The organism is Pontibacter anaerobius (assembly GCF_026241195.1).
Taxonomy (GTDB): Bacteria; Bacteroidota; Bacteroidia; order Cytophagales; family Hymenobacteraceae; genus Pontibacter; species Pontibacter anaerobius.
In genome coordinates this window covers 544,141-563,613 of record NZ_JAPFQO010000001.1, presented here as the reverse complement: position 1 = coordinate 563,613, position 19,473 = coordinate 544,141, and the positions used below count along the sequence as shown (strand labels likewise).

At 50.6% G+C, this 19,473-nt stretch carries 18 protein-coding genes and 1 tRNA gene; 12 read left to right on the top strand and 7 right to left on the bottom strand.

Features of this window, described 5'->3' with window-relative positions; translation table 11 throughout:
- The first annotated feature begins 16 nt into the window (after positions 1-16).
- The gene (locus OO017_RS02620) at positions 17-682 is read left to right on the top strand and encodes a hypothetical protein (protein ID WP_266050875.1); all 666 of its coding nucleotides are present in this window, start codon (positions 17-19) and stop codon (positions 680-682) included.
- A 75-nt stretch (positions 683-757) separates the two neighbouring features.
- On the opposite strand, the gene atpC is transcribed toward OO017_RS02620, so the two are convergent.
- From atpC to OO017_RS02605, 3 genes are all read right to left on the bottom strand, one after another.
- On the bottom strand, positions 758-1,003 hold the full coding sequence (gene atpC, locus OO017_RS02615; protein ID WP_266050874.1) for an ATP synthase F1 subunit epsilon: 246 nt from the start codon (positions 1,001-1,003) through the stop codon (positions 758-760).
- Between the two features lie 74 nt (positions 1,004-1,077).
- Positions 1,078-2,589: a F0F1 ATP synthase subunit beta gene (gene atpD / locus OO017_RS02610; protein ID WP_266050873.1), complete on the bottom strand. Its 1,512-nt coding sequence runs from the start codon at positions 2,587-2,589 to the stop codon at positions 1,078-1,080.
- 381 nt (positions 2,590-2,970) lie between these two features.
- On the bottom strand, positions 2,971-3,195 hold the full coding sequence (locus tag OO017_RS02605) for a hypothetical protein (protein ID WP_266050872.1): 225 nt from the start codon (positions 3,193-3,195) through the stop codon (positions 2,971-2,973).
- Positions 3,196-3,671: 476 nt separating this feature from the next.
- Between OO017_RS02605 and OO017_RS02600 the strand changes: the two genes are divergently transcribed.
- The 6 genes from OO017_RS02600 (at position 3,672) to OO017_RS02575 (ending at position 8,064) form a co-directional block, all read left to right on the top strand.
- A complete protein-coding gene (locus tag OO017_RS02600; protein ID WP_266050871.1) occupies positions 3,672-3,821 on the top strand; it encodes a hypothetical protein in 150 nt (49 codons plus the stop codon).
- Between the two features lie 227 nt (positions 3,822-4,048).
- Positions 4,049-4,121 (top strand) — tRNA-Gln (locus OO017_RS02595).
- Between the two features lie 167 nt (positions 4,122-4,288).
- The gene (locus OO017_RS02590; RefSeq protein WP_266050870.1) at positions 4,289-5,218 is read left to right on the top strand and encodes a ribose-phosphate pyrophosphokinase; all 930 of its coding nucleotides are present in this window, start codon (positions 4,289-4,291) and stop codon (positions 5,216-5,218) included.
- Between the two features lie 44 nt (positions 5,219-5,262).
- A complete protein-coding gene (locus OO017_RS02585) occupies positions 5,263-5,850 on the top strand; it encodes a 50S ribosomal protein L25/general stress protein Ctc (RefSeq protein WP_266050869.1) in 588 nt (195 codons plus the stop codon).
- A gap of 242 nt (positions 5,851-6,092) precedes the next feature.
- Complete coding sequence (gene pth, locus OO017_RS02580; RefSeq protein ID WP_266051027.1) at positions 6,093-6,656, top strand: aminoacyl-tRNA hydrolase; 564 nt, start codon at positions 6,093-6,095, stop codon at positions 6,654-6,656.
- Between the two features lie 142 nt (positions 6,657-6,798).
- Positions 6,799-8,064: an MFS transporter gene (locus OO017_RS02575; RefSeq protein ID WP_266050868.1), complete on the top strand. Its 1,266-nt coding sequence runs from the start codon at positions 6,799-6,801 to the stop codon at positions 8,062-8,064.
- An 86-nt stretch (positions 8,065-8,150) separates the two neighbouring features.
- Here the strand turns inward: OO017_RS02575 and metG are convergent, their stop codons facing one another.
- Complete coding sequence (gene metG, locus OO017_RS02570) at positions 8,151-10,190, bottom strand: methionine--tRNA ligase (protein ID WP_266050867.1); 2,040 nt, start codon at positions 10,188-10,190, stop codon at positions 8,151-8,153.
- 183 nt (positions 10,191-10,373) lie between these two features.
- Between metG and OO017_RS02565 the strand changes: the two genes are divergently transcribed.
- Positions 10,374-10,601 (top strand): hypothetical protein, encoded by a 228-nt coding sequence (locus OO017_RS02565; RefSeq protein ID WP_266050866.1) that lies wholly within the window; start codon positions 10,374-10,376, stop codon positions 10,599-10,601.
- Positions 10,602-10,656: 55 nt separating this feature from the next.
- Here OO017_RS02565 and OO017_RS02560 read toward each other — a convergent pair whose 3' ends face one another.
- The 3 genes from OO017_RS02560 to msrB all read right to left on the bottom strand — a co-directional run bounded on the left by OO017_RS02560 (position 10,657) and on the right by msrB (position 12,230).
- Positions 10,657-11,181 (bottom strand): hypothetical protein, encoded by a 525-nt coding sequence (locus tag OO017_RS02560; RefSeq protein ID WP_266050865.1) that lies wholly within the window; start codon positions 11,179-11,181, stop codon positions 10,657-10,659.
- Positions 11,182-11,236: 55 nt separating this feature from the next.
- Positions 11,237-11,500, bottom strand: coding sequence for a hypothetical protein (locus tag OO017_RS02555; RefSeq protein WP_266050864.1), 264 nt, complete (start codon positions 11,498-11,500; stop codon positions 11,237-11,239).
- Positions 11,501-11,675: 175 nt separating this feature from the next.
- Entirely contained in the window at positions 11,676-12,230 is a 555-nt protein-coding gene (gene msrB / locus OO017_RS02550; protein ID WP_266050863.1) for a peptide-methionine (R)-S-oxide reductase MsrB, read from the bottom strand.
- 214 nt (positions 12,231-12,444) lie between these two features.
- On the opposite strand from msrB, the gene typA reads away from it, so the two are divergent.
- The 4 genes from typA to OO017_RS02530 all read left to right on the top strand — a co-directional run bounded on the left by typA (position 12,445) and on the right by OO017_RS02530 (position 19,400).
- On the top strand, positions 12,445-14,256 hold the full coding sequence (gene typA / locus OO017_RS02545) for a translational GTPase TypA (RefSeq protein WP_266050862.1): 1,812 nt from the start codon (positions 12,445-12,447) through the stop codon (positions 14,254-14,256).
- Positions 14,257-14,514: 258 nt separating this feature from the next.
- A complete protein-coding gene (locus OO017_RS02540; RefSeq protein WP_266050861.1) occupies positions 14,515-15,729 on the top strand; it encodes an OmpA family protein in 1,215 nt (404 codons plus the stop codon).
- A 220-nt stretch (positions 15,730-15,949) separates the two neighbouring features.
- Entirely contained in the window at positions 15,950-18,292 is a 2,343-nt protein-coding gene (locus OO017_RS02535; RefSeq protein WP_266050860.1) for a TonB-dependent receptor, read from the top strand.
- 4 nt (positions 18,293-18,296) lie between these two features.
- Positions 18,297-19,400 (top strand): PepSY-associated TM helix domain-containing protein, encoded by a 1,104-nt coding sequence (locus OO017_RS02530; RefSeq protein WP_266050859.1) that lies wholly within the window; start codon positions 18,297-18,299, stop codon positions 19,398-19,400.
- Positions 19,401-19,473 lie beyond the last annotated feature (73 nt).

The window sequence follows — 19,473 nt, the reverse complement described above, 5'->3', positions numbered from 1 at the left end:
TGTGGTAAGTATAAGTATGGCTAAAAGTAAGGAGGAATTCTTATATTGTAATGATAATTTCTCCTACTTAGATATGAAGACAGCTGTAGTCCTAGGAATTGTTGCTTTAGCCTTGCCTATTGCATTCATACTTATCGGGTATTACTTAGACTATAGAAGCAATAAAACTGGCTTTCTGAAAGATGCTAAGAGTATCGCAGCCGGTTTACTTTTAATAATTGCAGTATACTTTTTCCTAAATTTTGCTGGAAAAGGCATAAGTTCAATATTTCCTATCAACAGCAATCATGGCAAAACCTATAATGATTTTCGTGCAGCAAAAGGAATTCCTGTTATAGAAAGCAGTTGGAAAGTATGGCCTTTTGCCGGCAATAAATATGAAGTTTGGTGGGCTGACTCTTTAAACACGGATGCCAACATCCATACTTTTAAAATCATAAAGTATAATCTATGGGGGCCGGTTTCAGAGATTGATTATTTTGAACTGGAGAATAAAGGCTCCAGGCTGGAAACAATCTATGACTACAGCCATGACACCCTTGTTTACACGAAAATCACTCCTAAAAGTGCCTCGTTAGTGCCGCTCACTGGAAGAACCTTACCTGATACTTTGTATGAAACTACGGCACCTATTTCTCCGGAAGATTTCAAGTACATACTTTCTGAAGTCGCTGTGAACTAACTCATTCTAAAACAACAAGGCCTCCTGCTCACAAAGAACAGGAGGCCTTGGTTTATACTTTATACTTGGCTATGGTTACTCGGTAACAGACTCGGCCAGTACAATAATCTTGTTGTTGAGCACTTCTACCACACCACCGTCCACGGTAAAGAACTCCTGTCCTTTGTTGGTAGTGATACGGATGCTTCCTTTGTCAAGGGTGCTGATGAGCGGGGCATGCAGGTCCAGTACCTCGAAAGAACCATTGGCTCCCGGAAACTGAGCGGCCTCTACCTCACCGGCATAAACCTTCTTGTCAGGTGTGATTATCTCTAAATACATGATCTTCAGTTAACAATTAACAGTTAACAGTTACCAAGAAATGTTACTTGATAACTGTTAACTGATAAATGAATTTATTTCGCTTCGGCCATCATCTTCTCACCTTTGGCAACAGCATCTTCAATGGTACCTACCAGGTTGAAGGCTGACTCCGGAAGGTGGTCATACTTACCGTCCATGATTTCGTTGAAGCCTTTGATGGTGTCTTTGATGTCAACAAGTACACCTTTCAGGCCTGTAAACTGCTCTGCCACGTGGAACGGCTGAGACAGGAAACGCTGCACACGGCGTGCTCTGTGTACAACCAGTTTATCCTCGTCAGAAAGTTCGTCCATACCAAGGATGGCGATGATATCCTGAAGTTCTTTGTAGCGCTGCAGGATCTCCTTCACGCGCTGAGCGGTGTTGTAGTGCTCGTCGCCCACAACGTCCGGCGTCAGGATACGGGAAGTAGAATCCAGAGGGTCTACCGCAGGGTAGATACCAAGTTCGGAGATCTTACGGGAAAGTACAGTAGTTGCGTCCAGGTGGGCAAATGTTGTTGCCGGAGCCGGGTCAGTTAAGTCGTCGGCAGGTACGTAAACGGCCTGTACCGATGTAATGGAACCACGCTTGGTAGACGTGATACGCTCCTGCATAGCACCCATTTCCGTTGCCAGCGTTGGCTGGTAACCTACCGCAGATGGCATACGACCAAGAAGGGCCGATACCTCAGAGCCCGCCTGTGTAAAGCGGAAGATGTTATCCACGAAGAACAGGATGTCACGACCAGCATCGCTAGAACCTGGCTCACCATCGCGGTAGTACTCCGCCATTGTAAGACCAGAAAGGGCCACACGTGCACGCGCCCCAGGAGGCTCGTTCATCTGACCGAACACGAAGGTCGCCTTAGACTCCTTCAGCTCATCCATGTCTACTTTAGAAAGATCCCAGCCGCCGTGCTCCAGCGACTCAAGGAACTCAGCACCGTAGCGCACGATGCCAGCCTCGATCATTTCGCGAAGAAGGTCGTTACCCTCACGCGTACGCTCACCTACACCGGCAAACACAGAAAGACCACCGTGTGCTTTCGCGATGTTGTTGATCAGTTCCTGGATCAATACAGTTTTACCTACACCGGCACCACCGAAAAGACCAATTTTACCACCTTTTGCATAAGGCTCGATCAGGTCGATTACTTTGATACCTGTATAAAGAACTTCAGAAGAAGTAGCAAGGTCCTCGAAACGAGGGGCAGCTCTGTGAATAGGCAGACCACCTGTGCTCACTGGCTGTGGAATACCGTCAATGGCTTCGCCGATCACGTTGAAAAGACGACCTTTAATGCCTTCGCCTGTCGGCATTTTGATTGGGCCACCCAAGTCAACTACTTCAGCGCCACGAGTAAGGCCTTCTGTAGAGTCCATCGCGATGGTACGTACACGGTCCTCGCCAAGGTGATTCTGAACTTCCAGCACTACTACCTGGCCATTGTCTTTCGTCACCTGAAGGGCATCCAGAATATTTGGTAGCTTAGAGTTTTCACCCGCAAAGCTAACGTCCACAACCGGACCGATAACCTGGGTAATTCTGCCAATATTTGCCATTTGACTTTTTATATTGATTAACTAGTATAACGGAGTTATTTCAGGGTGCAAAACTAATGGATAAATCTCTTATATCCATGCAAGGATATAAAAAGTTTTGCCCCGCTGACCCAGGTGTAAGCGATGTAGTTATACAATATAAGGTGTGTAAGCGTCAGGCAGGCTGTTATGGCAAGCAATTAAACATAGCCTGCTTTGTTTAAAGTTGCCTGAAATTTCATACTTGCCTCCGGGGCTTCAGACTAAAGCTAAGCTATATACACGCACAAACAGCATGTGGCTCTAGGCAGGCAAACCCGACTTGCATAAAAGGCACTTCTCCCCTGCCGCTAGCATAAGGAGGAAGCACGTAAAGGCAAAACCAGACTCAGCCTTTTATACTTATAGGTGTTTCAGAAGCTCTATCTGCTCGTCGTTTAGCAGAATGTAGCGATTGTTAAATGGGTTGGCGAAGAATTTCTCTGCAATGATGTACTCCCCCGTCTTCAGCTTATGAATGTTATAGCTAAACAGACTGTTAGACCGCTCGATCACTAACTCAGTGTTACTTAGGTCTAATTCACGTCCGCAGGTGGTGGTAATCATGTCAGGGTTAATGGTGGTCATAAGCTGGGGCATAGATAGAAAATTAAGCAGTTGCGGAATTCTTTACGCATAAAAACCCTACGGGTGACAGTTTGTACCTGGAAAAAAGCAGATATTTTAATAAGCCAGGTACGATGCAAACCACCTGCCTTTTAGTACAAAAAAAGCTAAAACTCCGTAAGGTTCAGCCTTAGTAAAAACAAAAAGCATTCGCTTATACTTGTGCGCTATAAGTATAAGCTTCTACGTTTGCGAATCCGTTACAGAAGCCGCACAAGCAGTGTGACAGCGACTACTGCCATAGAAACCGCCCGGAAATTTAGCCTTCTGCAAGAGCAATTAGTTGCATCACACGAATCTCAGGCGGCAGGCCAAACTTCACAGAACGGAGCAACTGCTCGGTAATGTGGACTTAAGGCCGGCACGAGACATGTGGCTAGTGAACCCGGACTGTTATGTGTCGATCTGGCCTGCTCCTCCCATTGCTGCAGTCTAGTATGTCAAAGAAACTGGGCACCGGCGTAGCAACGAGTAAAATTTCAGAAAAAAACGTGTACCTGTTTGGCGAGACGGGGTACCATGTAGTGGTTTCCGGAACTACGGAGCAGCAGGCGGCCTTTGGCAGGCACCGCAAAATAAGGCCGTGAATTTCACCAAATTAGATAAGACCACAACCCTCATATGGCACACAAACGGCGACCTTTTCGGCGGCATCAAGGGAGCCAAAAAGCACTAGGACACGGCCCTGAAGCAGATTTTAGACTAATATTTTTCGAAAAATTTTAGAGCAATTGTTTGCAGTTTAAAATCGTCTCTCTATCTTTGCATCACCAAACGACAAAGGAACGGAAGTTCTGAAGTTTAGTAGGAAGATTGTCCGATGGTGTAACTGGCAACACGTCTGATTTTGGTTCAGAAGAGTCCAGGTTCGAGCCCTGGTCGGACAACTTTAAAAAGAACAACACTCACTGGGTGTTGTTCTTTTTTTGCTTATACAGCAGGTGTAAGTATTTAAAAATCAGAAATATTTGGTGACTGCCATCAGGAATTTTGGTAGCTTTGCGGGCATAATCAACTAAACCCAAAACAACCGTTATTTAGTTTTAGCACCGTTATGCCACAAGTTAAAATCTTCTCTGGTTCAGAATCCCGTTACCTGGCTGAGAAAATAGCCGCCGCCTATGGCACTAAACTCGGCGATCTTACCATCTCCCGTTTCAGCGACGGCGAGATAGGCGTACACTATAACGAGTCAGTTCGTGGCGCAGAGGTGTTTATCGTACTATCTACGTTTCCGCCGGCTGACAACCTGATGGAGCTGATGCTGCTGGTGGACGCCGCCAAGCGCGCCTCGGCCCATAAAGTAATCGTGGTGATGCCATACTATGGCTACGCCCGCCAGGACCGTAAAGACAAGCCGCGCGTGGCCATAGGCTCTAAGGTAGTAGCCAATGCCATACAATCGGTAGGTGCGGACCGCCTGATGACCTGCGACCTGCATGCAGGCCAGATCCAGGGATTCTTTGACATCCCGGTGGACCACCTGGACGGCTCGGCCATTTTTGTGCCTTACCTGCGCAGCCTGAACCTGGGTGCCGATCTTATCTTCGCATCGCCAGACGTAGGAGGTGTGGTGAGAACAAGATCGTTTGCCAAGAACTTTGGCGCCGAAATGGTTGTTTGCGACAAACACCGCAAACGAGCCAACGAGATCGCCTCGATGCAGGTGATCGGTGATGTGGAAGGTATGGATGTGGTGCTGGTTGACGACATGGTAGACACTGCCGGTACGATCACCAAAGCCGCGGAGCTGCTGAAAGACAAAGGGGCGAAAACAGTTCGCGCCATCGCAACGCACCCGGTACTGTCTGGCCCGGCGTATGAGCGCATCGAGAAATCCGTGCTGGAGGAACTGGTCGTTTCGGACACTATTCCGCTCAAGCACCAGAGCCCAAAGATCAAGGTACTGTCTTTTGCAGACCTGTTCGCCCGGGCGATCAACAACGTGGTTACCCACGAGTCGATCAGCTCGCTGTTTATTTAATTAGGCTATACTTTTGTAGCAATATATTTTAACAAAACACTTTTATGAAAACGTTAGAGATTATAGGGTTTAAAAGAGCAAATCTCGGCAAGCAGCAGTCGAAAGAACTGCGTAATGAGTCTTATGTACCAGGCGTACTGTACGGCGGTGGAGAGCAAGTGCACTTCTACGCTCCAGTTATCCTGTTCCGTGACCTGATTTACACGCCGGAAGTACACGAGGTAGACCTGAACATCGAAGGCACGCACTACCGCGCTATCCTTCAGGATGCTCAGTACCACCCGGTAAACGAAATGCTGCTGCACGTTGACTTCCTGGAGCTGCAGGATGACAAGCCAGTAAAAATTGATGTGCCTGTTAAGTTTGTTGGCAACTCTCCTGGTGTAATGGCCGGTGGTAAACTGGTTACCAAGCTGCGCGCGATCAAGATCAAAGCGCTTCCTGCTAACCTGCCAGACTTCGTAGAGGTAAACATCTCTGAACTGGAACTTGGTAAGTCTATCAAGGTTTCCAGAATTAAGCCAGAGAACTACGAGATCCTGACAAACCCAAGCGCTCCAATCGCTACAGTAACTATTCCGCGTGCCCTTAAGAGTGCACAGGCTGAAGAAGCTCGTGGTGGTAAAAAGTAATTTTTTGAGCCACAGCTCAGAATATTCTCAAAAGTCCTGTCCTGCTCTGAGCGGGGCAGGATTTTTTGTTTGTCAATTAACTGGATGAAGGGCTTAATTGTTAAACTGTTATATTGTAGCAACACTGCCAAAACCTATCCATCCTTTTAACAATTTAGCAATTGGCCGATTTAACATTTCAAAGTATAAAAAAGTGGCTGGGCATCTCCTCTACCGAAGCCGCCGCTACCGAAGATACAAGTATGAAATACCTGATTGTGGGCCTTGGCAACATTGGCCCTGAATACGCTGAAACGCGACACAACATTGGTTTTATGGTGCTGGATTACCTGGCCAAAAAGTATGAGGGCAATTTTGATTCCGGTCGACACGCCTTTGTAACCGAGATAAAAACCAAAGGGCGCACCTTTGTGCTGGTGAAGCCAACCACTTACATGAACCTGAGCGGCAAGGCTGTTCAACATTGGCTAACTTCCTTAAAACTGCCTGCAGAGCAGATGCTGGTGATTACCGATGACTTGGCTTTGCCTTTCGGTAAGCTGCGCATCCGTGCCAAGGGCAGCGCCGGCGGGCACAATGGCCTGAAACATATTGAGCAAATACTGGGCAACAACAACTACCCCCGCCTGCGCTTTGGGGTGGGCGACAATTTCCATAAAGGCAAGCAGGTAGATTATGTGTTAAACAAGTTTAGCGACGACGAGCAGCCGGAGCTGCAAACACTCATCGAGAAAGCCGCTGACGCCGTGATCGCCTTCGGCACCATTGGCCTGGAGCGTACCATGAACCAGTTTAATACGAAGTAGCTTCTAAAATCGGCACCCATACATTTTTAAAAGCCCCTCTCAGTTTCTACTTGTGAGGGGCTTTTACTTTTCTGCAGGCGACAGCTGAAATTTCCTGCTAAAAGTATACTTTTGCCTTTACGCCAGCTGCTTACCACCTGCTATGAAAAAGATTCTCCTGCTCTACCGCAACGCCTTCGGGGGCCTCTCCCGCCCTGCCTGGATGATGTCTCTGGTAATGCTGATTAACCGCAGCGGCGCCATGGTAACACCGTTCCTGAGCGTGTACCTGACGGAGGTACTGAACTATACTTTGAAAGAGGCGGGCATCATCCTGAGCATGTATGGCCTTGGCTCCGTGTGCGGCTCTTTTCTGGGAGGTTGGCTAACGGATAAGGTTGGGCATTTTAAGGTGCAGTTCCTGAGTCTGACGGTGGGGGGCGGTTTATACTTTGTGCTGTTGAGCCTGCGCCAGTTTGAGGCACTGATGGCTGGCGTGTTTATACTTAGCCTTGTAAACGACACCCTACGCCCCGCCAACTCCTCCTCCATTGCATCCTATGCACGCCCTGAGAACGTAACGCGCGCTTTCTCGCTCAACCGAATGGCCATAAACCTGGGCTTTTCCATCGGCCCTGCGCTGGGCGGCTTGCTGGCGGCTGTTTCGTACCGTTGGCTGTTTATAGCGGATGGCTTTACCTGCATTATGGCTGGCTTGTTCTTCTTTTTTTACTTCCGCAACCAGCAGGGGCACCAGCCAAAACAGCAGACCGGCAGCAGCAGCGAACCGATTGCCAAAGTACGCTCCCCTTACCGCGACGGTTATTTCATACTTTTCGCCATACTTTGCTGCAGCTTTGCGGTCATATTCTTCCAGTTGTTCTCTACCATGCCGCTCTACTACAGGCAGGTTTATGCTTTGCCGGAGGGCAAGATAGGGCTCCTGCTCGGCCTAAATGGCCTCATCGTGTTTCTGCTGGAGATGATCGTGGTTTACCTGATCGGCGAGCGGGTGCGTAAGTCTTGGTTGATCGCGGGCGGTGTGCTGGTGCTGGGGCTATCCTACATACTCCTGAACCTGACGCAGCACCTGAGCATACTTTTTATGGCCATGTTGCTGCTAAGTATAGCCGAGATCTTCGCGATGCCTTTTATGGCCACCATTACGGTGGAACGCTCCGGACCTGCCAACCGCGGTGCCTACATGGGGCTTTACACCATATCCTATGCCGCCGCACATGTAGTGGCCCCATACCTGGGCACAACCCTGGCTGCCAAGTACGGTTTTGCTACGCTGTGGTGGGTTATGGGAGCTTTGTCCATCGTTACGGCTGCGGGTATATACTTAGTAGTGCAGCACATGGAGCGGGAGCGGGTAAGCAAAGTAACCTTGGCTGCAACCGGGCCAAAGGGGATGGCGATTGGATAACCCCTACACAGAAAGATCATACTAAACAAAAAACCTCACCAGCCTTAACGACAGGTGAGGTTTTATACTTTACGTAAGCGATACTTCTAGCTTACCGTACCACCATTTTTGATCGCTTTATTCGGCTGCACAAAGGCCAGCGAGCCATCCGCGTTCTCCGCCATCAGGATCATACCCTGGCTGGTGATGCCTTTAATATCGCGCGGTGCCAGGTTAACCAGTATGCTTACCTGCTGCCCGATGATCTCCTCCGGGTTAAAGAACTCCGCAATGCCGCTTACCACGGTGCGCTGGTCAATACCGGTATCAATCTTCAGCTTCAGGAGTTTTTTAGTTTTAGCCACTTTCTCGGCTTCTATAATGGTACCGATGCGGATATCCATTTTGGTGAAATCCTCAAAGGTAATGTTCTCCTTGGCCGGCTCCACTACCGCGTTTGCCGCTTCGTTGGCCTTTTTCGTGTCCAGCAGTTTCTGCACCTGTGCCTCCACAGCAGCGTCTTCCACTTTCTCAAACAGCAACTCCGGCTTCCCGATGACGTGGCCTGCAGGCAACAGGTCTGCCGCTCCGGCTTCAGCCCAGGTTGCCGACTCCATACTTAGCATGTTGCGCAGCTTAGCGGCTGAATCCGGCAGGAACGGCTCCATAAGTATGGCCAGGCTACCGGATATCTGCAGCGCAATGTTCATGATGGTCTTCACGCGCTCGGCGTCCGTCTTGATCAGCTTCCAAGGCTCCGTGTCGGCCAGGTACTTGTTGCCAAGGCGCGCCAGGTTCATCAGTTCCGCCAGCGCATCTCTGAAGCGGTAGCGCTCAATGTAGGTCGAGATCACCATCGGCATTCCCTGCAGGTCCTCCAGCACCGTCTTGTCATAATCGGTTAGCTCGCCACGGCTTGGCACGGCACCTTCGTAGTACTTCTGCGTAAGCACCACTGCCCGGTTGATGAAGTTACCAAGTATGGCCAGCAGTTCGTTGTTGTTGCGGGCCTGGTAATCTTTCCAGGTAAAGTCGTTGTCTTTTGTTTCTGGGGCATTGGCAGCCAGCACGTAGCGCAGCACATCACCTTTGCCTTTAAAGTCCTGCAGGTACTCGTGCAGCCACACGGCCCAGTTGCGGGAGGTAGAGATCTTGTCGCCCTCCAGGTTCAGGAACTCATTGGCCGGCACATTGTCCGGAAGTATGTAATCGCCATGGGCCTTCAGCATACTCGGGAAGATGATGCAATGGAACACGATGTTGTCCTTGCCGATAAAGTGCACCAGTTTGGAGTCCTTGTCTTTCCAGTACTTCTCCCAGTCATCCGTCAAGGCTTTGGTGGCTGATATGTACCCGATCGGCGCATCGAACCACACGTACAGCACCTTGCCTTCTGCACCTTCCACCGGCACCGGCACGCCCCAATCCAGGTCGCGGGTTACGGCGCGCGGCTGCAGGCCCTGGTCTATCCAGGATTTACACTGCCCGTACACGTTCGGTTTCCAGTCGCCTTTGTGGCCTTCCACGATCCACTCGCGCAGCCATGGTTCATACTCGTTCAGGGGCAGGTACCAGTGCTTTGTCTCGCGCATTACCGGCACAGCGCCGCTCAGGGTGCTTTTAGGGTTTATAAGGTCGGTGGCATTGAGCGAGGTTCCGCATGCCTCACACTGGTCGCCGTAGGCATTCTCGTTGCCACACTTCGGGCAGGTGCCCACAATGTAACGGTCGGCCAGGAACTGCTGTGCTTTCTCGTCGTAGTACTGCTGCGTGGTCTGCTCTATGAATTTGCCGTCTTCGTAAAGTTTCTTGAAGAATCCGGCAGCCGTCTCAGCGTGTATTTTGGAAGAGGTGCGGTCGTAGATATCAAAAGAGATGTTGAAGTCCGCGAAAGATTGCTTGATCAGTTCATGGTACTTGTCCACGGCCTGCTGCGGCGTTATACCTTCTTTTTTAGCGCGGATCGTGATGGGAACACCGTGTTCGTCGGAGCCGCAAATAAATTTTACGTCGCGGTTTTGCAGGCGCAGGTAACGCACATAAATATCAGCAGGCAGGTACACACCTGCCAGGTGGCCAATGTGCACCGGGCCATTGGCATACGGCAAGGCAGCCGTTACAGTATATCTTTTGGGGTTGTTCGTCATGTCGTCTGTTAAAAAAACAAATATACAAATACAGCGCGGAATGAACCGCTAAGTATGGCTAATCCCGTAAAAGGAAATACGGCGGCACACGCCTGTTTTACGTAAAGCGGTGCAGGCACTGCGCTACAGGTACTACCTGTAGCGGTTAACCAACAGAAGCAGAAATTATAATCATCCTTACTCATGAAGAACAAAGATAACTTTAGAACCACTAAAAAAGACGGTGATAACCTGGGTGAACGTGATAGCACAGAGAAGGTGACGAAAAAACCCGCACCCCGTAAGGCAGACCGCGAATCGGAGAACACCCCGCCGGAAAACGAAGTATACGTTGACCTGGAGCCGGATGAACTGCACCTAAGCGATGAGGAGAAGCCGGAGCAAGTAAAAGAGAAAAAAAAGAAAAAGTAAAGCGATGCCTTTACTCCCCTAACGGCCGCAGGTATACTTTACCCACGGCCGTTTTTTATTGCTGGTTCGTTTCCCGGATGGTTGGCGGCAATGGACGTACCACCGGCCGCAGTGGCCAGTAGATAAAGTGCCTGGACGAATCGATGGGCGCGTATGGCAGCGTGCGCGGGCGCAGTGCATTGGGTGTCATGGCGGGTTTGTTGCTGTCGAACTGCTCTATGTTGCGCTTCCGGTTTATCTCGCTGGCGTTGTTATCCATGCGCTGCCGCAGTGTTTGGGTGGGGTCGCTGCGGAGCGTTACCCGCTCGTTTACAGGTGCCGGCGGAAGCTCCTGCTGTCCCTCACTCAGGGAGGTACAGGCGCCCATCGGGAGCAGCGCTAAGGCTGTAAGGTATAGTTTATAGGTCTGCATGTTTTCGTAGCTCTGGTTTATACTTTGCCCGTTTGCACAGGCTCTCTTTTGTAAGTATACGGGGCAATGCGAAAACGGCGGCATGTACGAACCTGCCTGCTGTGCCTGCACAAGTATAAAGTATAAATTCCTGCCATCGGGCACAAACAAAAAAGAGACGCAACACATTGCGTCTCTTCAGCTTTTTATCAGGCTAACTTACCAGTCAGTGGTAAACCAAGGGCTACTTCTCACCCCACACATGCTCGTGGCCCACCTGGGTTAGCATCAGGCCATCGGGAGCAGGGTTTACGTAACCTTCTTTAGCCAGGTGGTGCTCTGCCTCCTTTTGCACATCTTTATAATGTGGGTATTTTTCCTGCAGGAATGGGTACAGTTGCTGGTAATGCAGCACGTTGCCTTCCCGCACCTCAAACTTCTTGAAGGCTTCTACAATGCACTGTGCGGCGTTCTCTATATTATCAGCTTCTGAATGTAGCTTTTCCATAGTTTCGTTTTGTTTGGTTTAGAGTTTAGAGTACGGCAGAGGGTAGCTGTTAGTTAATGGTGATGGCTGTTGGTTTATACTTTACAAGAGAGTCGCTCCCCGGTTCAGAAGTACAAGCAGCACCTACCTCGCTTATTCCGTTGAGAGGCCAATAACTAACAACTCGCAACTAAAATCACTTTACCTCTTTAAAGTTTAGCGCCGCAGAATTAAGGCAGTACCGCAGGCCCGTTGGCTCCGGCCCATCCGGGAAAACATGGCCGATGTGGGAGCCGCAGCGGGCGCATTCTACCTCGGTGCGCACCTCACCCGGATAGGACCTGTCCTCTACTTCTTTTATCCGTTTTTCGGAGATTGGTGCGTAGAAACTAGGCCAGCCAGTACGTGAGTCAAACTTGGTGCTGGAGCTGAACATGGGGTTGTCGCAAGCCGCGCAGTAGTAAATGCCCCTTTTCTTGTTCCGGTCATACTTGTTTTTGAAGGGAGGCTCTGTGCCCTCCTGCCGCAGCACGTAGTACTGCTCCGGCGTCAGCTGCTTTTTCCACTCTGCCTCAGTTTTAACCACGGTATCCTTCAGGGTTTCATCGTTCAGGGCTGCTATTACCGCCTGTTCCAAGGGCTCATCGCCTGCCGAGGCGGTGGTGGCGGTGTACTCGGCTGTTGTGTCTTCTTGTGCGCATGCTGTAAAACTCAGCAGCGCCATCATGCAAACTATCTGTAATACTCTCATACTTATACTTACGAGCTCAAAGCCTGGCCGGCTTTCTTAATTTAAAATACCTAACACCTTAGGAAACAAACTTTAACAATGTAATGTTTGCTCCATAACTGTACCAAATACAGCTGTAGAAATAAATTAATACAACCATAACCTGTTTATTTCGAGCTACCTAGTAAAAGTCTGAAGCCTTTTTAGTACTTTTGCGGCTCGAAAAACCAATTCAATGCAAAATATTCGAAATATTGCGATCATCGCACACGTAGACCACGGCAAGACAACGCTCGTGGACAAGATCATCCATGCTTCCAAGCTATTCGCAGAGCACCAGCAGTTTGACGACCTTATTCTGGACAACAACGACCTGGAGCGTGAGCGTGGCATCACGATCGTTTCTAAGAACGTGTCGGTTCGTTATAAAGACGTTAAGATCAACATTATCGACACCCCTGGTCACGCCGACTTTGGAGGTGAGGTAGAGCGCGTACTGAAAATGGCAGACGGTGTACTACTGCTCGTAGACGCCTTTGAAGGAGCCATGCCTCAGACACGTTTCGTACTGAGCAAAGCCATCCAGCTTGGCCTGAAGCCGATTGTGGTGGTAAACAAAGTTGACAAAGAAAACTGCCGCCCTGACGAGGTGCACGAGCAGGTGTTCGACCTGATGTTTAACCTGGAGGCGACAGAAGACCAGCTGGACTTCACCACGCTGTACGGTTCTTCTAAGCAGGGCTGGATGAGCACCGACTGGACACAGCCAACCGACAACATCACGCCTCTTCTGGATGCCATCATTGATGTGATTCCTGCTGCCCCTTACCGCGAGGGTACACCGCAGATGCAGATCACTTCCCTTGACTACTCTTCTTTCGTGGGCCGTATCGCGATTGGCCGTGTGCACCGCGGAACGTTGAAAGAGGGTATGCCGATCTCGCTTTGCAAAGCAGACGGTTCTATCAAGAAAGGTCGTATCAAGGAGCTCCAGATTTTTGAAGGCCTTGGCAGAAAAACGGTACAGGAAGTATCAGCCGGTGAGATCTGCGCTGTAACCGGTATCGAAGGCTTTGACATTGGCGATACGATTGCTGATGCTGAGAATCCGGAGCCATTGGCACGTATCTCTATCGACGAGCCTACCATGAACATGCTGTTCACGATCAACAACTCTCCTTTCTTCGGCAAAGAGGGCAAGTTCGTAACATCACGCCACCTGCGTGACCGCCTGATGAAGGAAACAGAGAAGAACCTGGCCCTGCGCGTACAGGAAACCGACCGTGAAGACTCTTTCTTAGTGTTCGGCCGCGGTATCCTGCACTTGTCTGTACTGATCGAAACCATGCGCCGCGAAGGCTATGAGCTTCAGGTTGGCCAGCCACAGGTAATCTATAAAGAAATTGACGGCCAGCGCCACGAGCCAATCGAGCACCTGGTAGTGGATGTTCCGGAGGAGACTGCCGGTAAAGTTATTGAGTTGGTATCAATGCGTAAAGGCGAACTCACCATTATGGAGCCGAAGGGAGACCTGCAGCACCTGGAGTTCAACATCCCGGCGCGCGGTTTGATCGGCCTGCGTAACAACGTGCTTACCGCTACGGCAGGTGAGGCCATCATGAACCACCGTTTCCAGAGCTACGAGCCGTACAAAGGCGCAATTCCTGGACGTAACAACGGTTCCATCATCTCTATGGAGACTGGCCCAGGCACTGCTTACTCTATCGATAAGCTGCAGGACAGAGGCGTGTTCTTCGTTGACCCGGGTGTAGATGTTTACATGGGCCAGGTAATTGGTGAGCACAGCCGCCAGAATGATATCACGGTAAACATCCAGAAAGGCAAAAAGCTCACAAACATGCGTGCTTCCGGTTCTGATGACAACGTGAAGATCGCCCCTGCCAAAAACTTCTCGCTGGAAGAAGCCATGGAATACATCCAGAAGGATGAGTACCTGGAGGTAACGCCAAAGAGCATCCGCATGCGTAAGATTTACCTCGACGAGAACGAGCGTAACCGTATGTCCAGAGCTGAAGCTAACGCGTAAGGCTTTATACTTACACGTATAAATTAAACATAGAAGCCCCGGTTGGTTAACTCCAGCCGGGGCTTTTGCTTTTCCTGCCTCATACTTTACCCCCTTTAAGCACTGCAATTTTCTTGCAGTAAACACCTTTACCTTTGCCATTTACCCTACTCCTCCTGCTATACACTAAGGTATGGCTCACCAGAAACAAATAAAATAATACAATTTTATAATTTAAAAAGCATATTTTATACTTTTATATTTCAAAGGTATAAAACTATGAAGAGAGAAGTTTCAATAATTGCCAGTGCCTTTCTGCTGGCTCTGTTTACATTGCCGGCCCAAGCGCAGTTTAACGTGGCCAATAAACTAAAGAACAAGATCAACCAGAAAGTAGACCAGAAAATCGACAAAACCATTGACGACACTCTGGACGGCAATACCAAGGTTGCTGGCGAAAAGGGCGCCACAGCAGAAGCCTCCGGCGACAGTAACAACGGCAGCAGTGCAACCGGCGCCAAAGAAGGTAGAATGAAAGCCTGGACCAAGTATGATTTTGTGCCGGGCGATAAGGTCATGTTCGCAGATAACCTGGCCGGCGAGGAAATAGGTGAGTTCCCGTCGCGCTGGGACCTGAACCAAGGCAATGCAGAGGTTGCTGTACTTGGAGAGGAGAAAGTGATTAACCTGGTGCAGACAGGCACAAGTATACACCCGCTGATGAAAGGCCAAAATTGGCTACCAGAAACTTTCACGATCGAAATGGACCTGTTCTTCGAGAGCGATAATGGTAACGTGGCTTACGATATATTCCTGGTGGATGACCTGGATACCTATAAGCGAGAAGTAAACGGCGACTACTGGGACCCCATTGATGTAAGAGCGAACCAAGTAAGATTCAAAACTTTCGGCTCGGCATCAGAAGAACTTGCTTCCACAGGTGTTAAAAACCAATGGCGACACCTGGCTATCTCGTTTAACAAACGGAGCATGAAAGTATACCTGGATGAGCACCGCCTGATCAACATCCCAAATGTGGACGGTAAGCCAACCGGACTGCGCATAGAGATAGACAAACGCATTGACGCCACCACGATGGTGAAAAACGTGATGATTGCCGAGGGCGGTAAAAAGCTGTACGACCAGGTAATGGCGGATGGCAAAATCGTGACCTACGGCATTAAGTTCGACGTGAACCAGGCCACCATCCGTCCGGAGTCGGTGGGCACGCTGGCAAGTATAGCCAAGCTGATGCAGGAGCAGCCAACACTTAAGTTTACGGTAGAGGGCCACACCGACAGCGACGGCGACGACAACTTGAACATGAAACTGAGCCAGCAGCGCGCCGAAGCCGTGAAAGCTTACCTCGTGGAGCAGGGCATCACCGAAGACCGACTGGCAGCCAAAGGCCTTGGCGAGTCTAAACCTATAGACAAGAACAGCACGCCAGAGGCGAAGTCTAACAACCGGCGGGTGGAGTTTGTAAAACTGTAATCACACCGGCAGATCCTGACCAGGGGCTGCCATCCTTTTGATCTATACTTAAAACAAAGTGCCTGCTACAGTCCTGTGGCAGGCACTTTGGCTTTCATACAGCTGCTTTTAAACATCTCCTGAATTTATTTAGAATTATTTTAAATAACACTTGCCCGGCTCGACTACAGGTTATAATTTTGCCTTATCTATAATCAGTCTAAATAAAGCACCTATATACATGCAAAAGTATCTACTCCTGGTTCTAACGCTTTTTGCTTGGTCCGTTGGGCAGGCGCAAAGCCAGAATGCAAGCATCAGCGGCAAAGTAACCTCCCAAGAAGGGCAGGCATTGGAACTTCTGACAGTGGCCCTGGAAGGAACAGTTCTGGGCACTAACACCAATGCAGCCGGAGAATTCACCCTCAGCAATATCAAACCCGGCAGCTATACTTTACGCGTGGGTGGCATGGGCTATAAATCGGTGCGCCAACCCATCACGCTAAACGCTGGAGATAATCTAAACCTGAACTTCGCCCTGCAGCCAAGTGCCAGCACGCTGGATGAGGTAGTAGTGTCGGCTAGCCGCACAGTGGAAACGCTGGATGAGACGCCGGCTTCGGTGCATGTGCTCGACTCCCGCACGCTGCAGATACAGTCTCAGATCAGCACCGACCTGGGTAACATCATGGCCAACACCGTTCCGGGACTGGCAATGAACAGCAACACCACCAGTAATGTGGGCCAGACCCTGCGCGGCCGCAACGCCCTGATCATGGTGGACGGCATCCCGCAGTCTACGCCCCTTCGCAACGGCAGCCGCGATGTCCGCACCATCGACCCAAGCGCCATTGAGCGCGTGGAGATTGTAAAAGGCGCCACTGCCGTGTATGGCAACGGTGCCGACGGCGGCCTGATCAACTACATCACCAAGCAGCCAAACACCAGCAAGCCTTTCAGCGCCGCTACTTCGTTAACGGGCACAGGCATGTTGTTTCACTCGGATGAGACTTTCGGGGGCCGCATTTCGCAACAGTTTAGCGGCAAGGTAGATGATTTCGACTATGTAGCCAGCGGCACCTACGAGAAGACAGGTGTGATGCGCGACGGCGAGGGAGAGGTGATCTCCCCAGTGTATGGCCTCGGCGACACGAAGATGTACAACGGCTTTGCCAAGGCAGGCTATAACTTCAGCTCCGACCATCGTGTGGAGGCCATGTACAATTACTTCGGCAGCCGCCAGAACTCCGACTATGTGCTGCAGGAGGGCGTTTATGGCGTAACGCCTTCTATCGGCGTGAAAGGCGAGGTAAAAGGCGAGCCGGAGGGAACCAAATATAACCACAACGCGCAGCTGCGCTACATCGGCAAAAAACTGTTCCTGAACACCAACCTGGAGCTGAGCACGTACTTTCAGAACTTTTACACGGTGTACGGCTACACGCCCTACTTTGAGAACGGAGGCCAGTCTACTATTAAGTCAGCCAAGAAAGGCGTGCGCCTTAATCTAAACACGCCTTTCAGAATCAGCCAGGGTGTAGAAGGCAGCGTGGTGTATGGCGCCGATTACCTGAATGACGTAACTTCGCAGCCGCTGGTAGATGGCCGCACCTGGGTTCCGGAAATGGACCTGAAAAACCTGGCCCCTTACGCCCAGTTGCAACTGAATATTCTGCAGGACCTGAACTTTAAGGCGGGCTACCGCTTCGACAACGTTTCCATCAACGTAGATGATTTTCAGCAGCTGGTGCTGGCAAGTGGTGCCGGCGGTGATTATGTGCAGGGCGGAGAGCTGAAGTTCAATGCCAACACGTTTAACGCCGGCCTGCGCTACTCTGGCCTGGAATATTTCAAACCGTTCGTGAGCTACTCGCAGGGCTTCTCGATGATAGACGTGGGCCGCTATGTGCGCAGCGCCAAAGAGGATTTCCTGTCGCAGATGGACCTGGAGCCAGTGATCGTGAACAACTATGAGGCTGGATTCCACAGCCAGATTGGTATCGCCTCCTTTAGCGGAGCTTACTTTGTGAGCACCTCCAGGCTGGGCGCCAACCTGATTGCTAACGACGCCGGGGTATACGAGATTGAGCGTGCACCGGAGCGCGTGGAGGGTTTTGAGGCACTAGTGGACCTGTTCATCTCTGATAAGATCACCCTTGGGGCTAATGCCTCCTACAGCGAAGGTAAGGCCGATATTGACAAGGACGGAGATTACAACGGCAGCGAGGACAAATACCTGACCAGCCTGCGCATCCCGCCATTTAAGTTTACCTCTTACCTGAACCTGAAGCCGGTGCAAAACCTGAACGTGAACCTGCAGTGGGTCTACTCAGGCGAGCGCGACAGGTTTGAGCCGAACGCGAAAGGTGCTTATAGCTCTGGTCAGGGTCCGGTGAAGGCTTTTGATGTATTTAATCTGGCTGCCTCTTACCAGGCCACCGAAAAACTGAGCCTGAACCTGGGCGTGGAAAACCTGCTGGACAAAGCTTACTACCTGCCACAGGCCTACTGGTATGGCCGCAACGATAACTTTACAAGGGCAAATGGTGCCAGATTCCAGTTTGGTGCCGCCTACAAGTGGTAATACTTTGAAGAAACGCGTTAAAAAAACCTTTTCCATTCACCATTGGTGCGGGCTGATAGCCGGGATGTTTATCCTGGTTATCAGCCTTTCTGGCGTTATACTTGTTTTTGATGATGACATCGACGAGGCAGCCTTCGCCAGCCATGCCCAACTTCAGACTCCGGCCAAAGCACTGCACGTAGATAAGTCTATTAATTGGGTGAGGGCCGAGAACCCGGGCTGGGACATTCGGGTACCGTCTTTGCCTGCCTCGCCGGACGAGGCGCTACATTACGAGCTACGGCAGGGGCAGCTGCGCAGGTGGCTGTTCGTGCACCCCGAAACCGGTGAAAAGCTGTCTACTGTGGGGCAGGCGCACAACCGTTTCTCGTACGTGGTGCTCAACATCCATTACAACCTGCTCTCGGGTACGCCGGGTAAAATCGTGGTGCTGTTGGTGGGGCTGGCGCTGCTGCTGCTCACCATCACCGGGTTTATACTTTACCGCAGGTCCTTGGTTAAGGTGCTCACCTTCCGGCAGAAGATAAGCTTTAAGAGCCGTAGAAGCATGTTCTCCAGCCTGCACCGCATCATAGGCGTATGGGCGCTAGCCTTTAACCTGCTGATGTGCGTTACGGGCCTTTCGCTGGCCATTACGGTCGTGAATGCTGCGCTTAAAGGTGGCCCGAAAGAAGTGGCTGTGCCGGAGATAACCACCTCCGTGGATGCCGCCATGGCTGCGGCAAAAGCCGCTTACCCAGACTTCGAGATCACTTATCTGCGCTTCCCGGTGAACGCGGAAGGAAAGATACAACTGATGGGCCGCTTGGCGTCAGACCCCTCCTACTACGGCAGGCTGTACAGCAAAATACAGGCAGACTATTCTACCGGTGCGTTGAGCGATCCATATTTTGTACGCGACCAGCCCTGGCTCGACCGTTTCCTTACTTCGCTGCACCCCATCCACTTCGGCGACTATGCCGGCCTGTTTGTGAAGCTGCTGTACGCCTTTTTCGGTTTGATGCCCGGTATACTTTCCGTCTCAGGCTTCGTAATCTGGTACTACCGCCAGCAGCCGCAGCAAGAACCAAAGCCGGTGCAAAGAAAAATGGCGAAGGTGGTGCGGTAGAAATTTCATTTAACGCACCATTTGTCTATTTCCTGCCGCAAGATTGTATCTTGTGGCTTTTATGAGGCCAGTT